This is a genomic window from Gordonia sp. IITR100, from assembly GCF_002009645.1.
GTDB classification, from domain to species: domain Bacteria; phylum Actinomycetota; class Actinomycetes; order Mycobacteriales; family Mycobacteriaceae; genus Gordonia; species Gordonia hongkongensis.
The window spans coordinates 86,128-111,763 of the sequence record NZ_MVKV01000014.1; the positions used below are offsets into that span (position 1 = coordinate 86,128).

Sequence of the window (25,636 nt, forward strand, 5' to 3'; positions counted from 1 at the left end):
CGGGGGGGTGCCCGCTCGACCAGCGGAGGGGGAGTCACAACCGGCGCAACCGCTCGGCGGCCTCGGCGATCACCTCGTCGCGTTTGGCGAAGGCGAACCGGAGCATGTGGTGCCAGGGTTCGCGGTCGTCGGTGAACACACTGACCGGTACCGCGGCCACGCCGATGCGTTCGGGCAGCGATCGGCAGAACTCGATGCCGTCGTCGACGCCGAGGGGACGAGGGTCGGCGCAGACGAAATAGGTTGCCTCGCTGCGATGTACGGCGAAACCGGCGTCGGACAGCGCGGTCGAGATCAGGTCGCGTTTGGCCTGCAGCCCCCGCGCCGACTCGCGGACCCACTCCAACTCGTGCTCCAGCGCGTGCGCCACCGCGGGTTGGAACGGCCCGGAGCCGACATAGGACATGTACTGCTTCGCCGTCCGCGCCGCGGCGACGAGTTCGGGCGGACCGCTCACCCAGCCGACCTTCCAGCCGGTGCAGTTGAAGGTCTTGCCGGAGCTGGAGATCCGCAGGGTGCGTGCCCGCATACCCGGCAGCGCCGCGAGCGGGGTGTGCGTCCGTCCGTCGAAGACGAGGTATTCGTAGACCTCGTCGGTGACGGCGATGACGTCGTGCGCGACGCACAGCCGTGCGATCTCGGCGAGGTCGTCGGTCGACAGCACGGTCCCCGTCGGATTGTGTGGGCTGTTCACCAGCACCATCGACGTCTTCGGTCCGAAGGCCGTGGCGAGACGGTCGCGATCCAAGCGGAAGCCGTCGCCGTCGGGGACCAGCGGCACGACGCGCCGCACACCCCCGGCCATCGCGACAGCGGCGGCGTAGGCGTCGTAGTAGGGCTCGATCATGATGACCTCGTCACCCGGCTCCACCAGACCGACGACGGCACCGGCGATCGCCTCGGTCGCGCCGACCGTGATCAACACCTCGCGGTCGGGGTCATAGTCCAGGCCATACCGGTCACGCTGCTGCCGCGCGACCGCGTGCCGCAACTCCGGCACACCGATACCCGGCGGGTACTGATTGCGACCGTCGCTGATGGCCTCGCGCGCGGCATCGAGCATCGATGCCGGCCCGTCGGTGTCGGGAAAGCCCTGTCCGAGGTTCACGGCGTCGTGCTCGACGGCCAGCGCCGACATCTCGGCGAAGATCGTCGTGGTGAACGGACGCAGGCGGTCGACTGTCCGGTTCGCGGATGACATGTTCCAACAGTGGCACAGGTCCTCTCTTCAACGGTCGCGGTGGGCGCTGCGGGGGTGACAGACTGACCCCAGTCGCCGACACGGATGAGGAGGAGCGATGCCGCGCAATCCCGGCGAGCACTTCGCCGGCTACACCATCATCCGACTCGTCGGCCGGGGTGGCATGGGCGAGATCTACCTTGCGAGGCACCCGCACTTGCCACGGAACGAGGCGCTGAAGGTACTGCCCGCCGATCTCAGTCGCGACCCGATGTACCGGCAGCGGTTCGTCAAAGAGGCCGAGCACGCCTCGAGCGTCGTCCACCCGTCGATCGTGACGATCTTCAATTCCGGTGAGTACGACGGCCACCTGTGGATCGCGATGGAGTACATCGACGGCATCGATGCGCTGAAGCTGCTTCGGCAGAATCCGCGGGGACTCGACACCGCGACGGTGATCGCGATCGTGCGCGCGGTGGGCGCCGCGCTCGACCGGGCCCACGCGACGGGGCTGCTCCATCGCGACGTCAAGCCGGCCAACATCCTGCTGCAGGGCGCGGGTGGACCCGAGCCGCGAGTGTTGCTCGCGGACTTCGGGATCGCCAAGTCGGAACAGGACGTCAGCCACCTCACCTCGACCAACGTCTTCCTCGGCACCGTCGCGTACGCCTCACCCGAACAGTTGCTCGGCGATCCGGTCGACGGCCGCGCCGACCAGTACGCGCTCGCGGCCACCGTCTTCGAACTGCTCACCGGGCGGCCGCCGTTCCAAGGTGCCGGCACCGCGTCGATCATCGCCGGCCACCTGCAGGCGATGCCGCCGCGACCGTCGACCCTGCGCCCGGGTATCTCGGGCGACGTCGACGCGGTGTTCGGTCGCGCCCTCGCGAAAGAGCCGGACCGCCGGTACGGGTCGTGCCGCGACTTCGCCGTCGACCTCGAACGCGCGCTCACCGTTCCTCAGCTGTCCAAGGAGCCGACGGTGCGCGCACCGTCGCCCGTGCCGCCGGTTCCGGTGGCCCCGCCCGTTCCGGTGAACCCCGTGTCCTATCCGCAAGGGCCGCAGCAGTATTCGCCTTACCAGTCGCAACCGGGGACCTACCTCGGCGGGTTCCCCTCGCAGGGTGGCTACGCGCCACCACCACCGAAGAAGCGGTCCGGGCTGCTGATCGCACTGGGGTCACTCGCGGCCGTCCTCGTTCTCGCGATCGCGGCCGGGGTCGTCTACGTCCTGACGCAGGTGTCGAGCGCCCCCACCGCGAGCGACACCTCGACGTCGCGGTCCACCACAGCCGCTGGGCCGCAGACCCCGACCTCCGGCGCCGGCACGTCTGCTCCCCGCACCACCGACTCCTCGACGTCGGCGGTCAACGGACCGGGGGACGTGCAGGTCGGCGAGTGCATCGGCATCGCGACCGACGCCGCGTCGTCAACGAGCGTGAACGCGTCGAAAGTCGATTGCGACTCGGCCGGTCTCAACTTCTACACCGCGTCGAAGATCGCCGCGTCGTCGTCGTGTGCAAGCCCGCAGAACTCGACGCTCACCTTCCCGGGCAGCTCCGACAAGGTCTGTCTCACACCGAATTTCTACGAGGACCTGTGTTACCTGGTGCCGCTGTCGGGCGGCTCCCTCGCCGACTACCGGGAAGCCCCCTGTACGAGCGCCGCAACGGCGCAGACCGTCCTCGCCCGTGTCACGACGCGGTCGGATGCGTCGGTGACTTGCTCGGGCGAGGAGACGAAGTGGGTCTTCTACGAGCCGGAGTCGATCGGGTACTGCCTCGTAGAGATCTGAGCCGGCCCTTCGTGACGCGCCCTCCGCAAGCTCCGGGCGCTCCTCAGGGAGCACGGGGTCAAGTAGCACTTCAGGTGCTACCCTGCAGGAATGAGGACGATCGGTATCCGCGAGCTCAGGCAGCACGCCTCGCAGTATCTGGCGCAAGTCGAGGCCGGGGAAGAGTTGGCCATCACCAACCGCGGCCGCACGGTTGCGCGGTTGGTCCCGGTGTCTGCGGGGGAAAGAAGTAGAGACGCGCTCATCGAGGCCGGGATACTCGTGCCGGCCCGCAGTGCGGGCGGCATAACCGGGCTGCACCCCGAGACGTTGCCGACGCGCGCGCTCACCGAAGTCCTCGACCAGGTTCGCGAGGATCGTTGATCTATCTCGACACCTCAGCGATGGTGAAACTCGTGGTGCGCGAGGCCGAGACCGCACCGCTGATCGAGTGGCTCGCGATGCATCCAGGGGTCCCGACCGTGACGAGCGCGCTGGGACGAGTCGAATTGATGCGCACCGCGTTGCGTGATGGCAGCCCGGGCGTGGCGGAGCGGGCGCGCGATCTTCTCGACGCCCTCGATCTGATCCCACTCGGTGACGCTGTCATCGACGTCGCCGAGTCGATCGGGCCCTCGTCGCTGCGTTCGCTCGACGCCCTGCATCTCGCCTCCGCGAGCGTCATACGCGCCGAGATGAGTGCCTTCGTCGCTTATGATCACCGACTTCTCGCGGGCGCATCGACGCTTGGCTACCCGACCGTTGCTCCCGGCGCCGTATCGTGAATCACCCGGCTGAACCCTCACCGATCGTCGGGCCGAGGAGGTCGTCGGCGTCGGTGATGCGGTAGGCGTATCCCTGCTCGGCGAGGAACCGTTGGCGGTGCGCGGCGTAGTCGGCGTCGAGGGTGTCGCGCGACACCACGGAGTAGAAGTGCGCCTGTCCGCCATCACGTTTCGGGCGCAACAGCCGGCCGAGCCGCTGGGCCTCCTCCTGGCGTGACCCGAACGTCCCCGACACCTGCACCGCGACCGACGCCTCAGGCAGGTCGATGGAGAAGTTCGCCACCTTGGACACGACGAGGGTCTGCAACTCGCCGGAGCGGAACCGGTCGAACAGGACCTCGCGTTCCTTGTTCTTCGTCGATCCCTGGATCACCGGGGCGTCGAGTTCGCGGCCCAGTTCCTCTAGCTGATCGATGTACGCGCCGATGATCAGGGTCTGCTGACCCCGGTGCTTGTCGAGGATGGCCTTGACCACGTTGACCTTGGTGTGGGCCGTCGAGCAGAGCTTGTACTTCTCCTCGGGCTCGGCCACCGCATACTGCAGGCGTTCCTCGTCGGTGAGGGTCACCCTGACCTCGACGCAGTCGGCCGGCGCGATCCAGCCCTGTGCCTCGATGTCCTTCCACGGGGCGTCGTAGCGCTTGGGTCCAATGAGGCTGAAGACGTCGCCCTCGCGGCCGTCCTCGCGGACCAGGGTTGCGGTGAGGCCGAGTCGACGACGTGATTGCAGGTCGGCGGTCATCCGGAAGACGGGTGCGGGGAGGAGGTGGACCTCGTCGTAGATGATCAGGCCCCAGTCGCGGGAGTCGAACAGGTCGAGATTCTTGTACTCGCCCTTCGATTTCCGCGTCATCACCTGATAGGTCGCGATGGTGACGGGACGGATCTCCTTGCGCTCGCCGGAGTACTCGCCGATCTCCTCCTCGGTGAGCGTCGTGCGCGCGATGAGTTCACGTTTCCACTGGCGACCGGCGACCGTGTTGGTCACCAGGATCAGCGTCGTCGCGCCGGCCTTGGCCATCGCCGCCGCGCCGACCATCGTCTTGCCGGCACCACAGGGGAGCACCACCACACCCGAGCCGCCGGCCCAGAACGAGTCGGCTGCCATCTCCTGGTAGTCACGCAGCTGCCAGTCGTCCTGGGCGAGGTCGATGGCGTGTGCCTCGCCGTCGACGTATCCGGCGAGGTCCTCGGCCGGCCAGCCGACCTTCAGCAGCACCTGCTTGAGGCGACCGCGCTCGGACGGGTGCACGATCACCGTGTCGTCGTCGATGCGCGCACCCAGCATCGGGGCGACCTTCTTGTTGCGCATCACCTCGATGAGGACCGCCTGGTCGAGGCTGACGAGGGTCAGCCCGTGCGCCGGATGCTTGACCAGTTGCAGGCGACCGAACCGGCCCATCGTGTCGACGACGTCCATCAGCAGCGGCTGGGGCACCGCGTACCGCGAGTACGTCACGAGTGCATCGACGACCTGTTCGGCGTCGTGACCTGCGGCGCGGGCGTTCCACAGCGCGAGCGGGGTGACCCGGTAGGTGTGGACGTGCTCGGGGGCGCGCTCGAGTTCGGCGAAGGGTGCGATCGCCGCGCGCGCCGCCGCGGCGTCGGGGTGATCCACCTCGAGCAGCAGCGTCTTGTCGGATTGCACGATCAGGGGTCCATCGGTCACCCGCTCCATTGTCCAGATCGCACCGACGATTGTCAGCGTCGGGCCTGCGCTGTGACGCGAGAGACCCCGGCGAAGTCAGAAGACGGGGATGCCGAGCTTGCGACGGACCCGCAGGTCGATGATGTTGAGCCGGAAGATCCCGCGCAGAACGGGTGCCACCAGTGGGTCGACGCGGCGGAAGCCGGCAAGCGCCCGCTGATAGCGGCGTTCGTCGCGTTCGGTCCACCGCCACCGCATCATCGTGCGGAACTCCGGCGGCAACCCGGCCTTGATCGCGTAGGCGAGCGACGGCCCGATCGTGGCGTGGAGCAGCGTGCCGAGCTTTCCGACCCGGTACTCCAGGAAAGACAGGTCGGCGAGGCTGCGGAGCTCGTCGCGCACCGGGTCGTCGATGCGCAGTGAGGACAATTCGGCGTTCCAGTAGACGAGCAGTTCGTCGTAGGTCGCCGGCCACTTGTCCCGGGGAACGTTGAGTGCGGTGCCCAGCGGGTGCGCCTCGTCGAGCACCATCTGCTTCTCCTCGGCGCTCAGCGGACCATAGAGCAGTTCGTACTGGTCGATGAAGTACTTGAGCAGACACACCGCGACCCACAGCTGCAGACGCGAGTCGTTCCCGCTGTAGCGAACGGGACTCGACTGGGTGGAGTACACCTCGTCGTGGATGCGGCCGACGGCCTCGTGGACGTAGGCCTTGTCGTCGTCGGAGCCCATCAGTGCGACGGCGAGGAACGTGCCGGTGGTGCGCCCCCGTTTGATGGGCCGCTTGATCGCATTGCCCGACGGCACGCGGCTCTCGTGGACGCCGTACCCGACCTTCGGATTGGCGAGCTGCATGATCACGTTGGTGCCGGCGAGAGAAGGCCCGATGGCGGTGACCAGATCGACCGGCCGCTTCACCCGGCGACGCTTCGGCGCGGGTTTCATCCGCGCGACGAGGTCGTGCTGGTAGGTGTCGGCGACGAGGCCGAGATGTTCGCGAGCGGGGAGTTTCGATGCCGCGGTCATACCCGAGGCTACCAAGGATGAGACGTCTTTCACAGGATGTCTCTACCCGCTGGACTCAGGCGTCGAGCAGCTCGACGCTGGTGAGGCGGTGCAGCGAGAACCGCTGCTCGTCATCGCTGCCCTCCTCGACGGCGACGAGTTGGCCGGCGCCGAGGATCTTCGGGGTCACCACATGCCGGCTCGCCGATCCCTGTGCGTCGACGTATCCGACGCGCAGCCTGCGGTTGGCGCGGAGTGCGAGCTGGATGAGCGCGGTGGCGGATTCGCCTCCGCCGCTCGCTCGCACCGGGGTCGTCGTGACGGCGCCGCGCACCGGGGTCGCCGCCGCCGCCCGGTCGGTCGAGCGGATTCGTGTCACCACCGACCGCAGCTGCGCCTCCGACGGCGCGTTCCGGCGGGGCTGGGCCTGCCGCCGTGCCCGCGACACCGTGACCCGGCTGCCGCGTTCGCGGAGGTCGACCAGGGCCCCCGACGAATCTTCGCCTGCCGGTGCGAATCCCGCCGCCCGCAGCTGATCGATGACGTCGCGGACCTCCGACGGCGACACCGCGACCGTGGGTGCCAGCGCGCGAAGCGCAAGCGGTTCGGCGGCCGCACTGCGCAGCACGGCGGCGAGCACCGTCGGGTCCTCGCAGCGGATGAACGCCGACGCGACGCCCACGCGCAACTGGCCGTGGCGTCGTGCGACGTCGTCGATGAGATACGTGAGTGACTGTGGCACCGGGGTTCTCGAGTGTTTCGTGAACATCGAGAGCAGTTCGTTGCTGCTGCGGCCCGCGTCGAGCGCTCGGCGCACGCTCTCGGGTGAGACCCGATAGACCGACGCCGCACCGCCCGATTCCAGATCGGCGACGAGCTCCACCTGTTCGGCGAGTTCGGGCGTCATCGGGCCGGGTACGGTCAGCGTCAGGTCGGCCTGGGTCAGGAAGTGGTCCACCGGTTCGGGCAGGGCCTTGCGCATCGCGGCGAGCACCGCGGCGTCGACGTCGGCGGGGTCGGAGTCCGGTGACTCCTCGATGGTGTACGCACGACCGACGGTGGTCAGGGCGTCGTGCGCGACCAGTCCCAATTCCCGTGCCTCACGCAGGGTCTCGGCGACGACGCGGCCGCTGAAGCGCCGGATCTGACGGGGGCGGTGCCAGTGCAGGTTCGCGAGGAGAGTGTCGGCGGGGACGCCCACCGCGGGGTCGGCGTGGGCGAGGGTGGACAGGATGAGCTGACGCTGCACCGGGGCGTACGCGTCGTGGAGGTCGGAGCCCAGCGTCGGCAGCGCGTTGCCGTCGCGATCGGGTTCGCCGACCTGCCAGGCGCGGCGCGGCATGTGCATCCAGGCGTCGGCCAGCGCGAGCCACTGGCGTTCGCGCGGCTGGTGCAGCCAGGTGTCGGCGGTGGAGGTGGGCGCGAAGGACTGTTCGCCGGAATCGTTGGGCGGCGGGGGATCCGGGAAGCCCGCGTCGATGAGGCGGAGATAGGCGGCGAGTTCGACGAGGAACGCCACCCGCTGTGTCTCGAGACCGGTCAGCTTCGCCAGACGACGGAGCTCGCGGACGCCGAGCGCGCCGGAGCGGAGCACCGCCGCCGGCGTCGCGCCGAGGACCGCGATCAGCTGGGTGAGGTGACGGATGAGTTCGAGTGCCTCGCCGCCGGCGGCCGCGTCGACCGCCTTGGCCCCGAAACGGGGCTTGGCGCCGGGTTCGTGTAACGGCGGTGGTGTGAGAACGTCTGTGTGCCAGGGTGGTTCGTCGCGGAGTATGGCACCGACCATCGGCGGGAGCTCCACGGTGTGAGTGTCGACGCGGGCCAGCAGGCCCGACGAGATGAGGCGCGCGACCGGGGAATCCGGGTCGGCGTCGGGTGCCGCATCGCGGCTGCGGCCCAGCGCCGGTCCGCGGGCGAGGGTCTGCAGCAGTTCGAGGGGCCGCTCGTCGAGACCGGCGATCAGCGCGGCGATCTCCTCGCCGGACCGGCCGACGAGAGGCCCGGTGAGGTGCCTGGCCTTCCACGGCATCGCGGATTCGACGTGCTCACCGGCGCACAGCGACGAGTCGTCGCCCCAGAGGATCGCGCGGTGCCGGAGCAGATCGATCCGGGCATGGATCTCGTCGGAGTCGGCGCGTCCGGACAGTGCTTTGACCACCGTCGCGACCGACGGGCGCCTCTTCTTGACCGGACTGCGGCTGTGGCGCGCGGTGACCTCCTCGAGCACCGCGACGGCGAGGACGTCGAGATCCTCGCCCGCCAGGGACAGCGACGCCGCCGACAAGGCCCGTTGCGCCAGTACCCGCGTCCCCGACGGCGTCGGTGAGGCGAGGTCGGGGCGCTCGAGGAGGAGCTCGGTCAGCGCGTCGTCGGAACGCGCCGCCAACTCATCGGCCAGGCCGGTGTGCTGGTCATCCGAACTCATTCGGCCCAGCTTACCGGGGCAGTCAGACGTCGCCGCGCCGGAGCATCCGGCCCCGGGCGGTCTCGAAGTCCACCTTCTGCCCGCGAACCCAGGTGCCCCTGACCACGCCGGCGAGCGCACGGCCGTCGTACGGGCTCACCGGATTCTTGTGGTGGAGGCGGTTGACGTCGACGATCTGCGCGGAGTCCGGCTCGAAGATCGCGAAGTCGGCGTCGCAACCGAGGGCGATGCGGCCCTTCGTCGGCAGACCGGCGAGGTCGGCGGGCTTCGACGCCATCCACTCGATGACCTGCGGCAGATCGATGCCGCGCTTCTTGGCCTCCGACCAGATGAGCGACAATCCCAGCTGCAACGACGCCACGCCACCCCAGGCGACCCCGAAGTCGCCGTTCTCGGGATCCTTCAGGTCGACGGTCGACGGGGAGTGGTCGGAGACGATGCAGTCGATGGTGCCGGCCAGCAATCCCTCCCACAGCAGTTCACGGTTGCCGGCCTCGCGGATGGGCGGGCAGCATTTGAAGGCCGTCGCGCCGTTGGGTACCTCTTCGGCCAGCAGGGTGAGGTAATGCGGGCAGGTCTCGACAGTGATCTTCACACCGTCGCGCTTCGCGCTGGCCAGCATCGGCAGCGCGTCCGACGATGACAGGTGGAGGACGTGGGCGCGGACGCCGGTCCAGCGCGCCCGCTCGATGACCTCCGCGATCGCCAGGTTCTCGGCGCCGCGCGGACGGGACGCGAGGAAGCGGGTGTACTCATCGCCCTCGGGGGAGGGGGCCTTGTCGATGGCGCGGGAGTCCTCGGCGTGGACGATCATCAGCGAGTCGAACTCGGCGAGTTTGGCCATGTCGGCTTCCATCTCGTCGGCCGTCAGGTGCGGGAACTCGTCCACTCCCGAATGCAGCAGGAAGCACTTGAAGCCGAACACACCCGCGTCGTGCAGGCCGCGCAGATCGTCCTCGTTGCCCGGGATGGCGCCGCCCCAGAATCCGACGTCGATGTGCGTCTTACCTTGTGCCGCAGCACGTTTCTCGGCCAACGCGTCGACGTTCACGGTCGGTGGGATCGAGTTGAGCGGCATGTCGATGAGCGTGGTGACACCACCCGCGGCCGCCGCCCGGGTGGCCGAGTCGAAACCCTCCCACTCGGTGCGCCCGGGCTCGTTGACGTGTACGTGGGTGTCCACGAGTCCGGGGAGCATGACCTGATCGTCGGCGAGCTCGATGACCTCGGCCCCGGTCAGTCCGCTGCCGAGGGGCTCGATCGCGACGATCCGACCGTCGCGGATACCGATCTCGCGGGCCACGATGCCGGCCGTGGTGAGAGTCTGTTCACCCCGCACGACCAGGTCGAACGGTGCGTCGGAAGTAGCGGCCGGGGCATCGGGTGCTGCGGTCATGGGGCGGGACTCCTTGCTGGTGCCGTGTCCGGTGTCGTTCCAGAGACTAACCCAGGTTATTCCTCATCATGGAATGAAGCTGTGTCATTTCGGAACTCAACTCGCGAGTAGGCCGGTGTCGTGCTATTGACAACGGCCTCGATCGTCAGGCTAACTGTCACGAACGCGGAAACTTCATTCCACATCACGGAACTCCGCGAGTGTAGGAGCGCGGTCATCGATGACCGTCCGACCGAAAGTGCAGACATGAGCACTGAGCAGCACACAGCCCCCGTCGACGGACCGGTTTCGGAGGTCACCGGCACCGTCCCGGCCGGGCTGAGTCCGAAGCTGTACAACGACGACCTGGCACCGACCAGCCGCGTCGGACGACGCTGGAACACCTACAACATCTTCACGTTGTGGGCCAACGACGTACACAGTCTCGGCAACTACGCCTTCGCCATCGGTCTGTTCGCGCTCGGGCTCGGCGGGTGGCAGATCCTGACCGCCCTGGTGCTGGGTGGGGTGTTCCTCTTCCTGCTGCTGAATCTCTCCGGCTTCATGGGGGAGAAGACGGGCGTGCCGTTCCCGGTCATGAGCCGCATCTCGTTCGGGTTCCGCGGCGCGCAGATCCCCGCCCTCATCCGCGGTGGGGTGGCGATCGCGTGGTTCGGCATCCAGACCTACCTCGCGTCGGTCGTCCTGCGAATCATGCTGGTGGCGCTGTTCCCCGGCGCCGCCGACCTGGACACCAACCGTTTCCTCGGGCTCTCCACCCTCGGCTGGATCTCGTTCGTCTCGCTGTGGGTGATCCAGGTGATCATCGTCAGTTACGGCATGGAGATGATCCGTCGCTACGAGGCCTTCGCCGGTCCGGTCATCCTGGTCACCATGGTCGCCCTGGCCGTCTGGATGCTGAGCAACGCCGACTGGACCATCGCGTGGTCGACGCCCGATTCGCTGACCGGCGTGGACATGTGGCTCCAGATCATCGGCGGCGCGAGCCTGTGGGTGGCGATCTACGGGACCTTCGTCCTCAACTTCTGCGACTTCACCCGCAACGCGGAATCGCGAAAAGCGATCGTGCGCGGGAACTTCTGGGGCATCCCGCTGAACATGCTGCTCTTCGGCGCCATCGTGATCACCCTCGCCGGAGCGCAGTTCCGCATCAACGGCACCGTCATCGAGTCGCCGTCGGACATCGTCCAGACCGTTCCCAACACGTTCCTGCTGGTGCTGGCCTGCCTCGCGCTGCTGATCCTCACTGTCGCCGTGAACCTCATGGCCAACTTCGTCGCGCCGATCTACGCGCTGTCCAACCTGTTCCCGCGCCACCTCGACTTCCGGCGCGCGGCGCTCGTCGCCGCGATCATCGGCTTGGTCATCCTGCCGTGGAACCTCTACAACTCGCCGGCGGTGATCAACTACTTCCTCGGCGGACTCGGTGCCCTTCTCGGCCCGCTGTTCGGTATCGTCATGGCCGATTACTGGCTCGTCCGCCGTTCGCGAATCGACGTGCCCGCGTTGTTCACCGAGGCACCGGGCGCCGCCTACCACTACCGGAACGGGGTCAACATGCGGGCGATCCTCGCGCTCGTCCCGACTGCGGCCATCGCCCTGGTGATGGCCTTCGTCCCGGCCTTCGAGGTGATCTCGGAGTTCTCCTGGTTCATCGGCGCCGGTCTCGGTGCGATCGTGTACCTGGCGGTCGCCGACCGTCGCGGTCCGTTCGCCGAGGTGTCGGGCGAGTCGATCTCCGTCGCCAGCACTCACTGACCCACAAAGGACATCACCGTGCGCATCCTGGTCGCCAACGTCAACACCACCGTGTCGATGACCGAGGCCATCGCCGACTCGGCCCGCTCGGTCGCCTCCCCGGGGACCGAGATCGTGGGGATCACACCGCGTTTCGGCGCCGACTCGTGCGAGGGGAACTTCGAGTCCTACCTCGCCGCGATCGCCGTGATGGACGCGATCCTCGCCTACCCCGAACCGTATGACGCGGTCATCCAGGCCGGTTACGGCGAACACGGCCGAGAGGGACTCCAGGAGCTCCTCGAGGTGCCGGTCGTCGACATCACCGAGGCCGCGGCGTCGACGGCGATGTATCTGGGACACCGCTTCTCGGTGGTGACGACCCTGGACCGGACGGTCCCGCTCATCGAGGACCGGCTCAAGCTCGCCGGCCTCGACCAGCGGTGCGCGTCGGTGCGGGCGTCGGGACTCGGTGTGCTGGAACTCGAGTCGGACCCGGAGCGGGCCGTGAAGGCGATCGTGGAACAGTCCACGCGTGCGGTCAGCGACGACCACGCCGAGGTGATCTGCCTCGGGTGCGGCGGGATGGCCGAACTCGAGGAGCAGGTTCGTGAGGCGACCGGAGTGCCGATCGTCGACGGTGTGCGGGCGGCGGTCACGATCGCCGAAGGTCTTGTCCGAATGGGGCTCTCGACGTCGAAGATACGGACCTACGCCCCGCCGCGGGAGAAGAAGATCACCGGCTGGCCGTTCAACCGCTAGTCCGCCTTCGCCGCCTGCGGCCACCGGGGATCCCGTCCGGTCAAGGCGGCGAGGCGGTCGACGAGGGGTGCGTCGTCGGGTACCTCGACCACCGGCCCGAACATGCCGTCGCGCTCTTCCTGCGGTTGGGGTGGGTAGTGGAGGTCGAAGACGACCTGGAGGATGTCGTCGGAGATGTCGAACGGGATGCCCATGGCACGTGCGATGTCCCATCCGTGCAGCACGAGTTCCGACAGCGCCACGAGTCCCATGATCTCGGCCGGCAGTTCGACACCGCCCGCCCGGGTCATGCCGTCCCAGGCGGCGGGGTCATCCCAGGAGTCGGCGAGGTCGTGGACGTGGCGACGCAGGTCGTCACGCCACTGCTTCGAGAGCTGACTCTGCGCCGGGTCCGGCGGCGTCGAGGTCAGCGGTCCGAAGTCCTTCCGCGCCGCGGCCGCGAAGGCCTGGGACAGGCCGTCGACGTGGGCGACCAGCGCGGCGAGATCCATGTCGCCGCAGGGGGTCGGACGGTCCAGGTCGGCGTCGGCGACTGTGGCGGTCAGAGCGAGCATGTGATCGGCGGCCGCCGATATCGATGGTGCTCGGGTGGTGTCGGTGGGCATGGGACTCCCTCTCGTCGTGTGCACTCGACAGGGCTGACCCGCTCGACGCCGGTTTCTCATCGGCCGCACCGATGCCCCCGTACGGTGGTCACGTGACCTCTCCGATCCGCGAGTACACGACCATCAGTCATCCGACGCCGAATACCCGTGTCTGGCATGAGATCCAGGGCGACGGGCAACCGCTCGTGCTGCTCCACGGCGCCTTCTCGGGTGCGTCGTCGTGGGGCGGGCAGGTGCCGGCCCTTGTGGACGCGGGGTGGAAGGTGTTCTGTCCGGAACGTCACGGTCACGGACACAGCCCGGACGTGACCGACGAGTTCCACTACGCGGACATGGCCGAGGAGACGATCGCGTACCTCGACGAGGTGGTCGGTGGTCCCGCCGAGATCGTCGGGTGGAGCGATGGCGCGGTGGTGGGCGTGCTGGTCGCGTTGCGGCGGCCCGACCTGGTCCGGCATCTGGTCCTGATCGGCCAGTACTACAACAGTTCGGGCCGGGCGGTCGGCGGCATCCTCGACGCGCTCGATTCCGCCGACGACGAGCTGATGGAGTTCTTCGCTGCCGACTACGCGTCGGAATCCCCGGACGGGGCAGAGCATTTCCAGGTCGTCTTCGACAAGACGATGGCGATGATCAACTCCGAACCCGAGATCGATCTCGGTGATCTGGCCGCGATCGCCGCACCGACGCTGGTCATGCAGGGTGACCGCGACGAGGTGACCCTCGAGCACAGCGGCGACGTCGTCGCCGCCATTCCGGGTGCCCGGCTGGCCGTGATCCCCGGGACGCACCTCATCCCGATCGAGGCGCCGCAGGCGGTGAACGCGGTTCTCGTCCAGTTTCTCGGCGCGGAGTGAGCCGGCGCCCTCAGTCCGGGACCATCGCCGAGAACGCGTCGGCCAGGGTGGCGTAGAGGTCGAGAGTGTCATCCAGGCCCGTCAGCCGCAGGGGCCGAGTGATGGCGGGATGCCCGCCGACGACGCCGAACCGGCCGCCGGCCGGGGTGACGGCCGCGTGTGCGGCGAGGAGCGCGGCGATGCCGGACGACGCGAGGAAGTCGGTGGCGGTGAGATCGACGATCAGCCCCCGGGGTCGCTCGCTCACTGCTTCAAGAACGGCCGCACCCAACTGCGGGACGGTGAGCAGGTCGATGCTGCCGTGCACGGTCAGGACGATGAGTTGATCGCGCTGCGTCGAGATCACTGCCAGCGCGCGACCTGCCCGGGACGCGTCCTGGTCATCGTCGACGACCACCGGTCCGAAGCTGTCTGCCCTCATGTAGCCCTGCCTCCCTGTTCGCTCGAAGTCACCCGTCCGTGAGATGGCAGCGCCTCGAGGTCCGCCTGGTGGCGTCGGCAGTTGGCTTCACCGGTGCCTTGGTGTGTCCTCGATATGACGTTCGGCGCCGTCGAAGACGCGGATGGCTGCGTGCCCCTCCCCGAGCGCCGCGACATACCCGGCGACAGCTACTGCGCTGATGAGGAGCAGATACCAGCCAGCAGCGTGATCGAAGGCCAGCAGGTAGAGCGCGGTCAGTGTCGCGGCGCAGATCGCCGCGGCCGGCAGTGCCGGAAGCCATCGTCTGTCTCGCAGGACGAGTATCGCCGCCTGACACTGCACGGCGATCTGCATCAGGGCCAGGAGCGCCCCGGCGCCGGCCATCCCGAGCAACCCCGACAGTGTTCCGGTGTCGGAGAGGGCCGCAGTCGCGACGGTCGCGAGAATCGCGACCGAGCCCAGGCCCGCGCCGACTGTCGGCGAGGTGAAGCGCGCGAAGTCCTGGTCTACAGAGTTCTCGGAGTTGTCGACGGAAAGGCACATGACTTCTGTCTAACGCCTGATGCACCTCGGCGGTAGTATGCACAATATTGTCCATATGGACGAGAATGTCCACGCCGACGGCAGGGTCTGACGATGGAGAACCAGGACGAGTCCGTTCTACGGGACCCGGTTCGACGTGCCTACGAGGTGTGTCCGGTCGAGGTGAGCGTCGCCGTGCTCGGCGGTTCCTGGAAGATGACCATCGTCAAGAACCTTCTCGAGGGGCCGATGCGATACGGCGCCCTCGGGCGGGCAGTCGGTCCGGTCACGCCACGAGTGCTCACCCGCCAGCTACGTGAACTCGAATGCGACGGCATCGTGCAGCGTACGGCCTATCCCGAAGTCCCTCCGAGAGTTGAGTATTCGCTCACCGAACAGGGACGGGCGTTGCGCCCCTTCGTCACCGCCCTCAACGAGTGGGGGAAGACCTACGCGACCGAGGTGATCGAACCCAAGGTCGCGCAGCGGGAGAGTGCGGCGAGCTGAGTCGAGGTCGCCGCAGCCGGCGCAGTGTTCCGCGGAACACTCTCGACCTCGGGTTGAGCTCCGAAAGTTTGTCGGTGCCGGGCGATATCTTGTTGCTGTACATCTCGTTCGGGTCTGGGGGTTGCGGTGGGGGTCAGTGCTTTTCGTTGCGGTGGGGATGTGTCGTCGATGTTCGACGATGCGGATCCGGCGTCGTTGTCTGATGAGGTGCTCGAGGCGCGGGTGCTGGGTTACGCCGCGCAGATCACGGCGCTGACAGCGAACTTCCTTGTACTGGTGGCGGAATTGGATGGGCGGGAGTCGTGGCGGGGGCCGGGGATTCATTCGCTGGCGCACTGGTTGTCGTGGAAGGCCGGCATCGCACCGCGAACGGCGCATGAGCAGTTGAGGGTCGCCAAGGCGATACGGGAATTGCCGGTGATCCGCACGGCGTTTCGCGAGGGTCGGTTGTCGTATTCGAAGGTCCGCGCGTTGACACGGGTCGCTACGCCGGAGCGTGAGGCGGAGTTGGTGAACCTCGCATTGTCGTCGACGGCGTCTCAGTTGGATCGGGCGGTGCGGGCGATGGTCCAGATCGATCGTGACCGGGGTGTCGAGGAGGATGGACGGCCGCCGGTGGAGTCGACGGGCCGGTGGAAATGGAACACCGATGGGTCGCTGTCGGTGTCGTTGACGCTGAGTCCGTTGGATGGTGCGCGATTTCTCGCTGGGGCGGTGCGCGCAGAGTATGAACGCACCCGGACCGCCGACGATCCGGATCTACCAACCGCGGGGAGTGTTCCGCGGAACACTGAACCGGAGTCGGGTGACGGCGATTCGGGGCAGGGGTCGGAGGTGGTGCCGTCGCGGCGTCGGGATCTGTGGCGGCAGGTGCCGTCGAATGTGGCGCCGGCGGTGGTGGCGATGGCCGGCATGGTGCATGACGGGGTCGCGATGCCTGATCTCGCACCGGGTGCGGAGATCCTGATCCATGCCGGTGACGGGGTGGAGCATGCTCATCTGGATGACGGTCCGGCGTTGTCGGAGGTCGAGGTGGCCGAAGCTCGGTGCGGGGCGTCGACTCGGGATGTGGTGAGTCGCCGGGTTCCCGGGCAGCCCGGCAAGCTGGCGTTGTTGGGGGTGGGGCGTCGGAAGCGGGTGCCGAACAAAGCCCTGATCAGGGCGTTGTTCGTGCGGGATCGGTGTTGTCAGGTGCCGGGGTGTGGTCGGACGCGTCATCTGCATGCCCATCATGTGCAGTTGTGGTCGGCGGGTGGGCGGACGGATCCGGACAACCTGATCTTGTTGTGTGGGTCGTGTAATGGGGCGTTGCATCGGGGCGAGTTTGCGATTACAGCACGCGGGAAGCAGCGGTTCACGTTTCATCGCCCGGACGGCACTGAGATCGAGGTGGCGCCACCGACTTCGAGGCCGGGCGTGTGGCGACCCGATCAACGGATCGGGGTAGATGCGACGGTGCCGATCGGTGGGGGTCGGATGGATTTGGGTTACACCACCGAGGTGCTCTATGCGGTGTGGGAATGGAAGCAGCGCAACGAGACTCGCTCAGCACCAGTCGTCCGAGAGGCGGCGTAGCTATTCGTCGCGCAGCTCATCGATGTCGGTCCGCGTGATCTCGGTGAGCCGGTCGAGGATTCGGGTGTAGGACGGGGACTGGCGGTGGACGAGGGAGGTGTGGGTCTCGCCGTCGAACAGGTGCAGCTCGGCCGAGCCGCCGGCGGCGTCGAGGGCGGTCGCGTAGCGGCGGGAGTTGGTCGGGTCGACATCGTCGTCGGCCAGTCCGTGGAACAAGGTGACCGGTAGCGCCGGATCGAGATTGCGGATGGGGTCGACCGAGTCATAGCGCGCGGGGACCTGTCGTGGTGTGCCACCCAGGACAAGGGTGATCACCCGGTTGTTGCCGTGGCCGACGGCGTAGTGCATGTCGAGCGGGCCGGAGATGGACACCGCCCGGGATGGAACGAAGGCCGGACGCGAACCCACTTCGTCATCGGTGAGGCGATGGCGCGTGCCGCCCCACACGGCCAATTGCGCACCGGCGCTGTGACCGACCACCGGCTCGTCGTCGATTCGCAACTGCGGGTAGGTCTCGGCCATCGCGGGCACATGGTCGAGTGCTCGGGCCACGTCGTGGAAGGTCGTGGGCCACCCTCCGCCGGTGCCCAGACGTCGGTACTCCACGTTGTAGACGGCCAACCCGCGGTCGGCGAGATCCCTGGCCATCTCGTCGAATTGCTCTGCACCGGCCTGGCTTTCCCAACCGCCACCGTGGATGATCGTCACCAGCGGCAGCGAGTCGTCGTCGCGGGCGCCCGCGGGCAGGTACAGGTCGGCCCAGTTCTCGGCGGGGTCGGCATCGTCGGAATCGAGATACTCGACGCGGACGACGTCGAAGGATTCGGTCCCCGCGGGGACCGGGGGAGCCGTCGCGGGTCCGTGCGCATCCGATGGCGTACCGGAAGACGGTGACGGCGTTGACGACTGCTGGTCCGGCGGCGTCGAGCAACCACCGGCCACGAGCGCGATCACGCCCACGGCCACCGTGACGATCCGACGTCTCATCGGTTATCGCAGACCGGAGGGCACGATCTTGCCGTTGACCGTCACGGTCACCTCGCCGGTCTCGGTGTTCTCGGAGATCTCGCCGTGCTCGAAGGTGACCACCTCGAGGTCACCGTCGACCGTCACGTCGCTCGTGGGCACACCGAGCGGCCCGGCCGAGCCGTTGGTGCCGAGGAGCAACGGGGTGCCGTCCGGAGCGCGCTCGGTGTTCCAGGCGTCCCGGATCTTGCCGGAGGTGACGATGTACCCAGGCGTTGCGGGGTCGCTGTTCCTCGCGATGATCACGCCACCGCGGAACTGTTGGTAGACAACGCCACTCTCTCGTGTCCCCGCGTTGTGATCGCCGGTCAACGGCTTGCCCAGGGCGGCCCGCTGTGCCTCGGTCGCCGACGCGTACTTCGTTGCGATCGGGCCGGTGAGAGTCACCTCGACATCGTCCTCGCCCATGACCGTGGTCTCGGTGGGCTTCGCATTCTCCACGACAGGAACGGGGCCCGTCGTGTCGCCGGCGGCTGCGGTCGTCGTCGACACCCCGGTCGTTGCGGCTCCGGAGGGTGACTCGTCCGCGTCTGACGTGCCGCAACCGGCGGCGATCAGCGTGGTCACGAACAATCCGGCAACGAACTGGGCGCGGCGGGAAGCCACCAGTTTCATGTGATCCTCTCGACCCTCGACTCGTCGGCCTAGGTGTATCACGGACCACGTCCAGTCGCTACGTGCCCGCAGGTTCACCCATGTCGGCGCCTGTACTCACCCGCGGCACCCGGATGCAGGGGGATGGGTCCGGTGAGGATCAATGACTGCGCGTCGAGGAACTGGCTGCCGATCGCCTGGGCGGGCACGAGGTGTGCGGCCTGGTCGAGCAGCACGTCGACGATGGCCGCGGCGGTGACGTCCGGTACATCCCGTCGGGCGAGCAGGAGATTCGCGATCCCGACGGTGGTGACTGCTGGGTGCCGGCCGTAGATGTCGGCGGGGATGCGTACGGGCTCGTACGCGGGTCCGAACCGCTGTCGTAAGCCCGCGACCACGTCACCGAGGTCGAGCAGGACGATCGGCACGCGCGGGTCGGTGAACGCCGGGGTCGGCAGACCGCCCGCCCACATGACGGCGTCGACCTCTCCGGCGGCGAGGGCGGCGCCGGCGTCGGCCATCGTTTGCCGGACCGGGCGGATGTCGCGGCCGGCGTCGAGGCCGGCTGCGGCGAGTACCCGCTCGGAGAGCCCGGCGGCGCCGGACCCCGGTGCTCCGACACTCACCGACCGCCCGCGCAGGTCGGCGACCGTCGCGATCCCGGACCCGGTGCGGACCGCCACCTGGAAGTAGTTCTCGTACACGCAGCCGAGAGCGGTCAGCTGCGTCCCCGTTCGCTCGATGGCCGTGTCGCTGAGGCTGATCGCGAGTTCGGCGGAACCGTCCGCCAGGGCGTCGAGGTTCTCGGCCGAGCCGCCGGATTGCCGCGGGCGGATCTCCGGCGCGCCGGACCGGGCCGCCGCCGCGGCGAGAAGACCGGCGAATTCCCAGAAGAAGCCACCGGGCTCGCCCGCCGCGAGGCGGACCGGTGCGCCGCGTTCGGTTCCGCACGCGGTCAGGAGAAGCAGCGCGCCCAGGCCGGTGGCCCCGCGGAGCAGAGTCCGGCGGTCCACCGGCCCGCGCGCGAACGACATGATGACACCTTAGGCCCGCCGGGCAACGGCCTCTGCGTCGAGGAAGGCCCGCCCCTGCTCGCGATCGAGGGGGGTCTCCGCCTTGTTGCGCAGCACGAAGATGTAGACCATCAGCGACACCGCGATCACGACGGTGACGTAGGCGATGAACCACGGGACATGACCGCCGTTCTTCGCGGCCTGATAGATCAGCGGCGCGGTGCCGCCGAACGCCGAGTTCGCTAGCGCGTAGCCCAGACCCACTCCCAGCGCGCGGACGTGAGAGGGGAAGAGCTCCGCCTTCACGATCGCGTTGATGGAGGTGTAGCCGGTGAGGATGATGTAGCCGATGGCGAGCAGGGTCAACGACGTTGCCACCGAGGTGGTTTGGGGCAGGTAGGTGATCAGGACGTAGGTGTACAGGACACCGCCGACGCCGAAGAAGATGAGGACCGGTTTGCGTCCGACCTTGTCGCTGATCATTCCGCCGATCGGCTGCAACACCATCAGGAAGATCAAACCGATGAGGTTGATCCAGGTCCCGGTGCGACCGTGGTCCTCGTAGGCGGTCTTGACGATGGCCGGTGCGTTGACGCTGTAGGTGTAGAAGGCGATGGTGCCGCCGATGGTGACCAGGAAGCAGACCAGCAGAGGGCGCCAGTAGTTCAGGACGAGTTCGCGAATCGAGCCGGACTCGGAGTCGGCCCCGCTGCGGACGGCCTCCAACTGCTCCGGGGTGAGCGACTCGTCCATGCTGCGGCGCAGCCAGAAGACGACCACCGCGGCCACGCCGCCGATGAGAAACGCTATACGCCAACCGAAGTCGGAGATCTGGTCGGAGTCGAGGAAGCCCTGCATCACCAGCAGGGTGAGCTGCGCCAGCACATGTCCGCCGATGAGCGTGACGTACTGGAACGACGAGAAGAAGCCGCGACGCTCCCGGGTGGCCGCCTCGGACATGTAGGTGGCCGACGCGCCGTACTCGCCACCGGTCGCGAATCCCTGTACCAGTCGACAGAGCACCAGGACGACCGCCGCCCACACGCCGATCGACTCGCGACCCGGTGTCAGCGCGATGACCAATGAGCACGCCGCCATCAACGACACGCTGAACGTCAGCGCCGCCCGGCGGCCCCGGCGGTCCGCGTACCGGCCGAAGAACCAGGAGCCGACCGGCCGCATCAGGAAGGTGACGGCGAAGATGGCGTACACGTAGACGGTCGAGTTCTTGTCGGCCGAGTCGAAGAACTGGCTCTCGAAGTACGTCGCGAAGACGGTGTAGACGTAGACGTCGTACCACTCGACGAGGTTGCCGGAGGACCCGCGCAGGGTGTTGAGCACGGCACGACGCGTCGCCGCGGCCGACGACGTCGGCGGTGCGCTCCGGGCGTTCGCGGGCTGCCGGGTGGGCGAGTCGGTCATCAGGGTCCTCCAGGTCGTCGAACGTGCACCCGACCCGGTCCGGCGTCGGTGCCCCTAACACTGTGAACGCAGTCACAGGCGGAACGGAAGCCGATCGCCGTTTCCTAACAGTCCCTTAGGACAGGTCGTCCTCGGCCTAGTGGAACGGGACGTCGGAGGCCGGGATCCAGAGGTCCACCCGCAGTCCCGCGGGGCGTCCGGCGGTCACCCTCAGTTCGCCTCCGACTCCTTCGACAAGGGCCGCCGCGATGGCCAATCCGAGTCCGGAGCCGGGCCCGCTGTCGGCCGACGCGCGGAAGAACCGCTCCGTGATGCGTGGCAAGTCGTCGGCCGTCACGCCACGGCCGGTGTCGGCGACCCAGACCCGGATACGCGCTCCCTCGGATCGACAGCCCAGCTCTACGTGGGCACCTTCCCCGGCGTGGTTGACCGCGTTGCTCATCAGGACGTCCGTCGCCCGGATGAGGTCGTCCTCGTCGAGTGCGGCGATCATCGGCCGGGGCGGCGAAGCGATCGACGCCGACATCCCCGCGTCGGCGAGCGCGTCCGCCCAGAAATCGTGGCGCTCGACCAGCACGGCGGCGACGTCGCAGACCCCTGTGGTGGAACCGGCGGGCCGCGACTCGGCGGTGGCGAGGACGAGTAGGTCGTCGACGATGCGGTCGAGCCGGTCGATCTCCACGACGGTCTTCCGATGCGATTCCAGCGAGCGGCCGGTCAATCCGAGGCCGAGGGTGTCGAGGCGAAAGCGGACCGCCGCCAACGGATTACGAAGTGCGTGCGCGGTGTCGGCGACCAGGCGGCGCTGGGCGGCGGTGGCGTTCTCGACGTCGTCCGCCATCGCGTCGAAGATCCGGGCCAGCTCGCGGACCTCCGGTGGGCCGGTGTGGCGTTGACCGGGCGATCCGTCCGGGGTCGTGTCGTTCGCCGACGGGCCGCTGTCGATGATCGAGGCGCGCAGCGAGCGCACCCGTGCCGACAACGCCGTGAGTGGGCGAACCGTCCACCGCGACAACGCAACCGCGATCATCGACCCGATCACGAGCATCGCGAGGGCCCCGGCGGCGATCACGGCCCACGTTCTGACGACATCGCGTTTCGCCGCCGTCGTCGACGCCTCGATGACGACCGCGCCGTCGACCTGGGTGCCCGTGCCGATCGGCATGGCCACGAGTACCGAGTCGGGCGACCAGGGCGTCAGCCCCGACGCGATCCGCGTGCGTTGATTGCGCAATGCCTCGGAGACGGCCTCGGCGACCGCGGGTGACCGGGCTGCGAGGCCGGCCGAGGCGCGCGTCGTGCCGGCTCGATCGACCACCACCACGCCTTCGTCGTAGAGGTCGCGGTAGCGCTCGGCGGCCCGCTGGAGTTCCGTACCCCGCATCTCCGGGTCCCGATCGGCGAGGTCGGCGAAGTAGACCGCGGACGCGGTCCGGCTCTCGGTGAACCGTTGCAGCCGTTCACGACTCGCCGTCGTCGCGAGGGGGACCGCCAGACCCAGGACCACGATCGCCGAATAGACGACGAGCACGAGCAGCACGCGCCGCCACATCGTTCAGGAACCCCAGCGGTAGCCGTACCCGCGGATCGTCTCGATCACGCCGGGCCTGCCGAGCTTCGCCCGGAGCGCGGTCATGTGGACGTCGAGGCTGCGCGAGATGGCGACGTAGGCGTCGCCCCAGATCGCATCCATCAACTGTTCGCGGCTCACGGCCTCACCCCGGCGGGTGACGAGGTGCGCGAGGAGTTCGAACTCCTTGGGAGTGAGGGCGACGTCGGTGCCGGCCACGGTCACCAGTCGCGCGTCGAGATCGACGACGATGTCGCCGGTGGCGATCTGTCGCGCCGCGGGTGCCGGTGCGTCGGCGGTGCGCCGACGGGCGGCCACTTCCAGGCGCGCCATCAACTCGCCGAGGCGCGCAGGTTTCACCACATAGTCGTCGGCACCCCCGCGGAGTGCCCGCACCACCGACCGCTCGTCCTGCCGCGCGGTGAGCACCACGACCGGCATCTCACTCACCGCCCGCAACCGGCGCAGCACGGTCAGCCCGTCCTCGTCAGGCAATCCCAGGTCCAGCAGTGCGAGGTCGAATTCCCGGTGACCGAGGAGGAGATCGGCGCCGCGACGCATGCGACCGGGCTCGTGGCCGACCTCGTTCAGGGCGTCCACGAGCGCGTCGCCGACCCCGTCGTCGTCTTCCACTACCGCGATACGCATCGTGTCTCACGGTACGACAGGAACCGGAGGCGGCCTCTCAGAGCACGATCTGCCGGTTGACGTCCTTGTAGAGGAGGTACCGGAAGTTCGACGGTCCGCCGGCGTAGCAGGCCTGCGGGCAGAAGGCGCGCAGGGACATGTAGTCGCCCTCCTGGACCTCCACCCAGTCCTCGTTGAGCCGATAGACGGCCTTGCCCTCCAGGACGTACAGGCCGTGTTCCATCACGTGGGTCTCGGCGAAGGGGATAGACGCGCCGGGCTCGAAGGTCACGATGTTGACGTGCATGTCGTAGGCGAGGTCCTGGGGGTCGAGCATTCGCGTTGTGCGCCAGGCGCCGTCGGTGTCGGGCATCGGGGAGGGCTCGATGTCGCGCTCGTTGCCGAACTTCGGGGCCGGCTCGTGACCCGCGATGGGCTCGTAACGCTTACGAATCCAGTGGAAGGAGACGGGGACGTCGCCGCGGTTGTGTGCCGACCACGGTGTGCCCGCGGGCAGGTAGCCGAAGCCACCGTCGGACAGGACGTGCTCCTGGCCCGCGATGGTCACGGTCAGCGATCCGGCGGTGACGAAGACGAAACCCTCGACTTCTGACTGGGGTTCGGGCGCAGCCGATCCGCCGCCCGGGGCGACCTCGACGATGGTCTGGGCGAAGGTCTGCGCGCCGCCGGGTACCGGGCGGTTGAGTACCCAGGCGCGGGTGTCGGTCCACTCCGGGAAGACCGAGGTGACGATGTCGCGGAGCACGCCGCGCGGGATCACCGTGTACGCCTCGGTGACGACCGCGCGGTCGCTCAGCAGGTCGGTCTGCGGCGGGAGTCCACCGGCGGGGGTGTAGTACGGCGTCGCGTTCATCGGGTTGTCCTCTGTGAGTGGGGGAGTGCGAAGTCGCGCACCTTCTCGATGGGCAGATCGGTCGCGGTCTCGACCTCGTCGACGGTCAGAGCGCCGCACACCTCGCCGCGTCGGATGAAGCCGGCGAGTGCGCGGGCCGTCGCCGGTTCGTCGAGCACCGACGACTCGAGCTTGTGCGCGTAGTTGCGCAGACGCACTGCGGCGGAATCGAATCCGTCGCGATAGAAGGCGTATGTGGCCAGGAAGCGGGTGACGAGCTGCGCGGGGTGGAGGTCCCACCCCTGATAGAAGCCGCGTTCGAGGTGGCGCCGGACCAGTCGCGCGTGCAACGCCCAGCCGGCTTCGACGGCCTCGGCGTCTCCGACGGGGAGAATGTTCGTCGACCCGTCCGACAACCGCACACCGGTGCCGGCCGCGGCGAGTTGCATCACGGCCTTCGCGTGGTCGGCGACGGGATGTTCCATCGACTGATACGCCGCGGCGATGCCGAGGGACGCCGAATAGTCGTAGGTTCCGTAGTGCAGTGCGGTCACCCGGCCCTCGCCGGCCTGGATCATCGCCGCCACGGCCGCGGTGCCGTCGGCACCCATCACCGACTGCGGCGTCTCCACCTGGATCTCGAAACCGATACGGCCGTCGGCGAATCCGTGGACCCGCTCGAGTTCCCGGGCGACCGTGACCATCGCGAGCACCTGATCGGTCGAGGTGACCTTGGGCAGGGTGAGGGTCAACCCCGCCGGGAGTTCGCCGGTGTCCGCGAGACCGGAGACGAACAGGTCGAGGGTGCGCAGGCCGCGGGCGCGCACGTCGGTCTCGAAACACTTGAAGCGGATGCCGAGGAACGGCGGTGAGGCGTCGCCGGCCGCCCGGATCGCGGCGACGGCGGCGCTGACGTGCGCGTCCTCCTCGTCATCGGCGCGGACACCGTAACCGTCCTCGAAGTCGATGCGCAGATCCTCGATGGGCTCGGTGCGTAGCTTGTTCTCGACGAGATCTGCGAGGGCGGTGGCCGCCGAGTCGGTCCGGGCGACGGTCGAGCGGGCGATCGCGGCGAGACCGCCGTGGTCGGCAGCCGCCTCGAGAGCCGCGCGTCCCCACGCCTGGGGGAGATCCGCGGAGTACCGGTCGGCGGGGACATAGACCGTGTGGACCGGCTGCCGGCTCCCGTCGTCACCCGGATACCGATCGGACAGGACCGCGTCCGACGTTGCGAGGGCGGCCTCGATCTCGGCGAGGAAGGCCGCGCCGAGGCGACCGGGTTGCACGCTCACGGGCGCCCCTTCATGTCGAATCAATGGAAATCAAATTCCG

The 25,636-nt window shown here is 68.3% G+C and carries 24 protein-coding genes; 8 read left to right on the top strand and 16 right to left on the bottom strand.

Going from position 1 to position 25,636, the window contains the following annotated elements:
• Positions 1–34: 34 nt before the first annotated feature.
• Entirely contained in the window at positions 35–1,201 is a 1,167-nt protein-coding gene (locus B1818_RS17815; RefSeq protein ID WP_078113526.1) for a pyridoxal phosphate-dependent aminotransferase, read from the bottom strand.
• Positions 1,202–1,298: 97 nt separating this feature from the next.
• Between B1818_RS17815 and B1818_RS17820 the strand changes: the two genes are divergently transcribed.
• From B1818_RS17820 to B1818_RS17830, 3 genes are all read left to right on the top strand, one after another.
• A complete protein-coding gene (locus B1818_RS17820) occupies positions 1,299–2,975 on the top strand; it encodes a serine/threonine-protein kinase (protein WP_078113527.1) in 1,677 nt (558 codons plus the stop codon).
• 90 nt (positions 2,976–3,065) lie between these two features.
• Positions 3,066–3,338 (top strand): type II toxin-antitoxin system Phd/YefM family antitoxin, encoded by a 273-nt coding sequence (locus tag B1818_RS17825; RefSeq protein ID WP_065631750.1) that lies wholly within the window; start codon positions 3,066–3,068, stop codon positions 3,336–3,338.
• Positions 3,335–3,739, top strand: a complete 405-nt coding sequence (locus B1818_RS17830) for a type II toxin-antitoxin system VapC family toxin (RefSeq protein ID WP_078113528.1) — start codon at positions 3,335–3,337, stop codon at positions 3,737–3,739. Before B1818_RS17825 ends, B1818_RS17830 begins: the two co-directional genes overlap by 4 nt.
• A gap of 1 nt (position 3,740) precedes the next feature.
• Here the strand turns inward: B1818_RS17830 and B1818_RS17835 are convergent, their stop codons facing one another.
• The 4 genes from B1818_RS17835 to allB all read right to left on the bottom strand — a co-directional run bounded on the left by B1818_RS17835 (position 3,741) and on the right by allB (position 10,213).
• Positions 3,741–5,408: a DNA repair helicase XPB gene (locus B1818_RS17835; RefSeq protein WP_321179980.1), complete on the bottom strand. Its 1,668-nt coding sequence runs from the start codon at positions 5,406–5,408 to the stop codon at positions 3,741–3,743.
• A 75-nt stretch (positions 5,409–5,483) separates the two neighbouring features.
• Complete coding sequence (locus B1818_RS17840) at positions 5,484–6,413, bottom strand: oxygenase MpaB family protein (protein WP_078113529.1); 930 nt, start codon at positions 6,411–6,413, stop codon at positions 5,484–5,486.
• 55 nt (positions 6,414–6,468) lie between these two features.
• Positions 6,469–8,817 (bottom strand): helicase-associated domain-containing protein, encoded by a 2,349-nt coding sequence (locus tag B1818_RS17845; RefSeq protein ID WP_078113530.1) that lies wholly within the window; start codon positions 8,815–8,817, stop codon positions 6,469–6,471.
• Between the two features lie 22 nt (positions 8,818–8,839).
• A complete protein-coding gene (allB, locus tag B1818_RS17850; RefSeq protein ID WP_078113531.1) occupies positions 8,840–10,213 on the bottom strand; it encodes an allantoinase AllB in 1,374 nt (457 codons plus the stop codon).
• A gap of 246 nt (positions 10,214–10,459) precedes the next feature.
• On the opposite strand from allB, the gene B1818_RS17855 reads away from it, so the two are divergent.
• Both B1818_RS17855 and B1818_RS17860 read left to right on the top strand, forming a co-directional pair.
• Complete coding sequence (locus tag B1818_RS17855) at positions 10,460–11,971, top strand: NCS1 family nucleobase:cation symporter-1 (RefSeq protein ID WP_068970590.1); 1,512 nt, start codon at positions 10,460–10,462, stop codon at positions 11,969–11,971.
• Between the two features lie 18 nt (positions 11,972–11,989).
• Positions 11,990–12,712 carry an aspartate/glutamate racemase family protein gene (locus B1818_RS17860; RefSeq protein WP_068970589.1) on the top strand — a complete coding sequence of 241 codons (723 nt, stop codon included), beginning with the start codon at positions 11,990–11,992 and terminating at the stop codon, positions 12,710–12,712.
• On the opposite strand, the gene B1818_RS17865 is transcribed toward B1818_RS17860, so the two are convergent.
• Complete coding sequence (locus B1818_RS17865) at positions 12,709–13,317, bottom strand: TIGR03086 family metal-binding protein (protein ID WP_078113532.1); 609 nt, start codon at positions 13,315–13,317, stop codon at positions 12,709–12,711. The genes B1818_RS17860 and B1818_RS17865 overlap by 4 nt on opposite strands.
• A 92-nt stretch (positions 13,318–13,409) precedes the next feature.
• Here B1818_RS17865 and B1818_RS17870 point away from each other — a divergent pair, with 92 nt between their 5' ends.
• Positions 13,410–14,174, top strand: coding sequence for an alpha/beta fold hydrolase (locus tag B1818_RS17870; RefSeq protein ID WP_078113555.1), 765 nt, complete (start codon positions 13,410–13,412; stop codon positions 14,172–14,174).
• Between the two features lie 10 nt (positions 14,175–14,184).
• On the opposite strand, the gene B1818_RS17875 is transcribed toward B1818_RS17870, so the two are convergent.
• Positions 14,185–14,595, bottom strand: coding sequence for an STAS domain-containing protein (locus tag B1818_RS17875; RefSeq protein WP_078113533.1), 411 nt, complete (start codon positions 14,593–14,595; stop codon positions 14,185–14,187).
• An 87-nt stretch (positions 14,596–14,682) separates the two neighbouring features.
• Positions 14,683–15,138 carry a hypothetical protein gene (locus tag B1818_RS17880; protein ID WP_249145112.1) on the bottom strand — a complete coding sequence of 152 codons (456 nt, stop codon included), beginning with the start codon at positions 15,136–15,138 and terminating at the stop codon, positions 14,683–14,685.
• Positions 15,139–15,231: 93 nt separating this feature from the next.
• Between B1818_RS17880 and B1818_RS17885 the strand changes: the two genes are divergently transcribed.
• On the top strand, positions 15,232–15,624 hold the full coding sequence (locus B1818_RS17885) for a helix-turn-helix domain-containing protein (protein WP_078113534.1): 393 nt from the start codon (positions 15,232–15,234) through the stop codon (positions 15,622–15,624).
• A 168-nt stretch (positions 15,625–15,792) separates the two neighbouring features.
• Complete coding sequence (locus B1818_RS17890; RefSeq protein WP_078113556.1) at positions 15,793–17,199, top strand: HNH endonuclease signature motif containing protein; 1,407 nt, start codon at positions 15,793–15,795, stop codon at positions 17,197–17,199.
• Here the strand turns inward: B1818_RS17890 and B1818_RS17895 are convergent, their stop codons facing one another.
• The 8 genes from B1818_RS17895 to B1818_RS17930 all read right to left on the bottom strand — a co-directional run bounded on the left by B1818_RS17895 (position 17,200) and on the right by B1818_RS17930 (position 25,596).
• Positions 17,200–18,186 (bottom strand): alpha/beta hydrolase, encoded by a 987-nt coding sequence (locus B1818_RS17895; protein ID WP_139363049.1) that lies wholly within the window; start codon positions 18,184–18,186, stop codon positions 17,200–17,202.
• A 3-nt stretch (positions 18,187–18,189) separates the two neighbouring features.
• Complete coding sequence (locus B1818_RS17900; RefSeq protein WP_078113535.1) at positions 18,190–18,840, bottom strand: LGFP repeat-containing protein; 651 nt, start codon at positions 18,838–18,840, stop codon at positions 18,190–18,192.
• 74 nt (positions 18,841–18,914) lie between these two features.
• Positions 18,915–19,853 carry a TAXI family TRAP transporter solute-binding subunit gene (locus B1818_RS17905; protein ID WP_078113536.1) on the bottom strand — a complete coding sequence of 313 codons (939 nt, stop codon included), beginning with the start codon at positions 19,851–19,853 and terminating at the stop codon, positions 18,915–18,917.
• Between the two features lie 9 nt (positions 19,854–19,862).
• The gene (locus B1818_RS17910) at positions 19,863–21,254 is read right to left on the bottom strand and encodes an MFS transporter (protein WP_058251640.1); all 1,392 of its coding nucleotides are present in this window, start codon (positions 21,252–21,254) and stop codon (positions 19,863–19,865) included.
• A 136-nt stretch (positions 21,255–21,390) separates the two neighbouring features.
• Positions 21,391–22,806, bottom strand: coding sequence for a HAMP domain-containing sensor histidine kinase (locus B1818_RS17915; protein WP_078113537.1), 1,416 nt, complete (start codon positions 22,804–22,806; stop codon positions 21,391–21,393).
• A gap of 3 nt (positions 22,807–22,809) precedes the next feature.
• The gene (locus tag B1818_RS17920; RefSeq protein ID WP_078113538.1) at positions 22,810–23,472 is read right to left on the bottom strand and encodes a response regulator transcription factor; all 663 of its coding nucleotides are present in this window, start codon (positions 23,470–23,472) and stop codon (positions 22,810–22,812) included.
• Between the two features lie 37 nt (positions 23,473–23,509).
• Positions 23,510–24,325 (bottom strand): bifunctional allantoicase/(S)-ureidoglycine aminohydrolase, encoded by an 816-nt coding sequence (locus tag B1818_RS17925; protein ID WP_058251637.1) that lies wholly within the window; start codon positions 24,323–24,325, stop codon positions 23,510–23,512.
• Positions 24,322–25,596, bottom strand: coding sequence for an aldolase/citrate lyase family protein (locus tag B1818_RS17930; protein ID WP_058251636.1), 1,275 nt, complete (start codon positions 25,594–25,596; stop codon positions 24,322–24,324). Before B1818_RS17930 ends, B1818_RS17925 begins: the two co-directional genes overlap by 4 nt.
• Between the last annotated feature and the right edge of the window lie 40 nt (positions 25,597–25,636).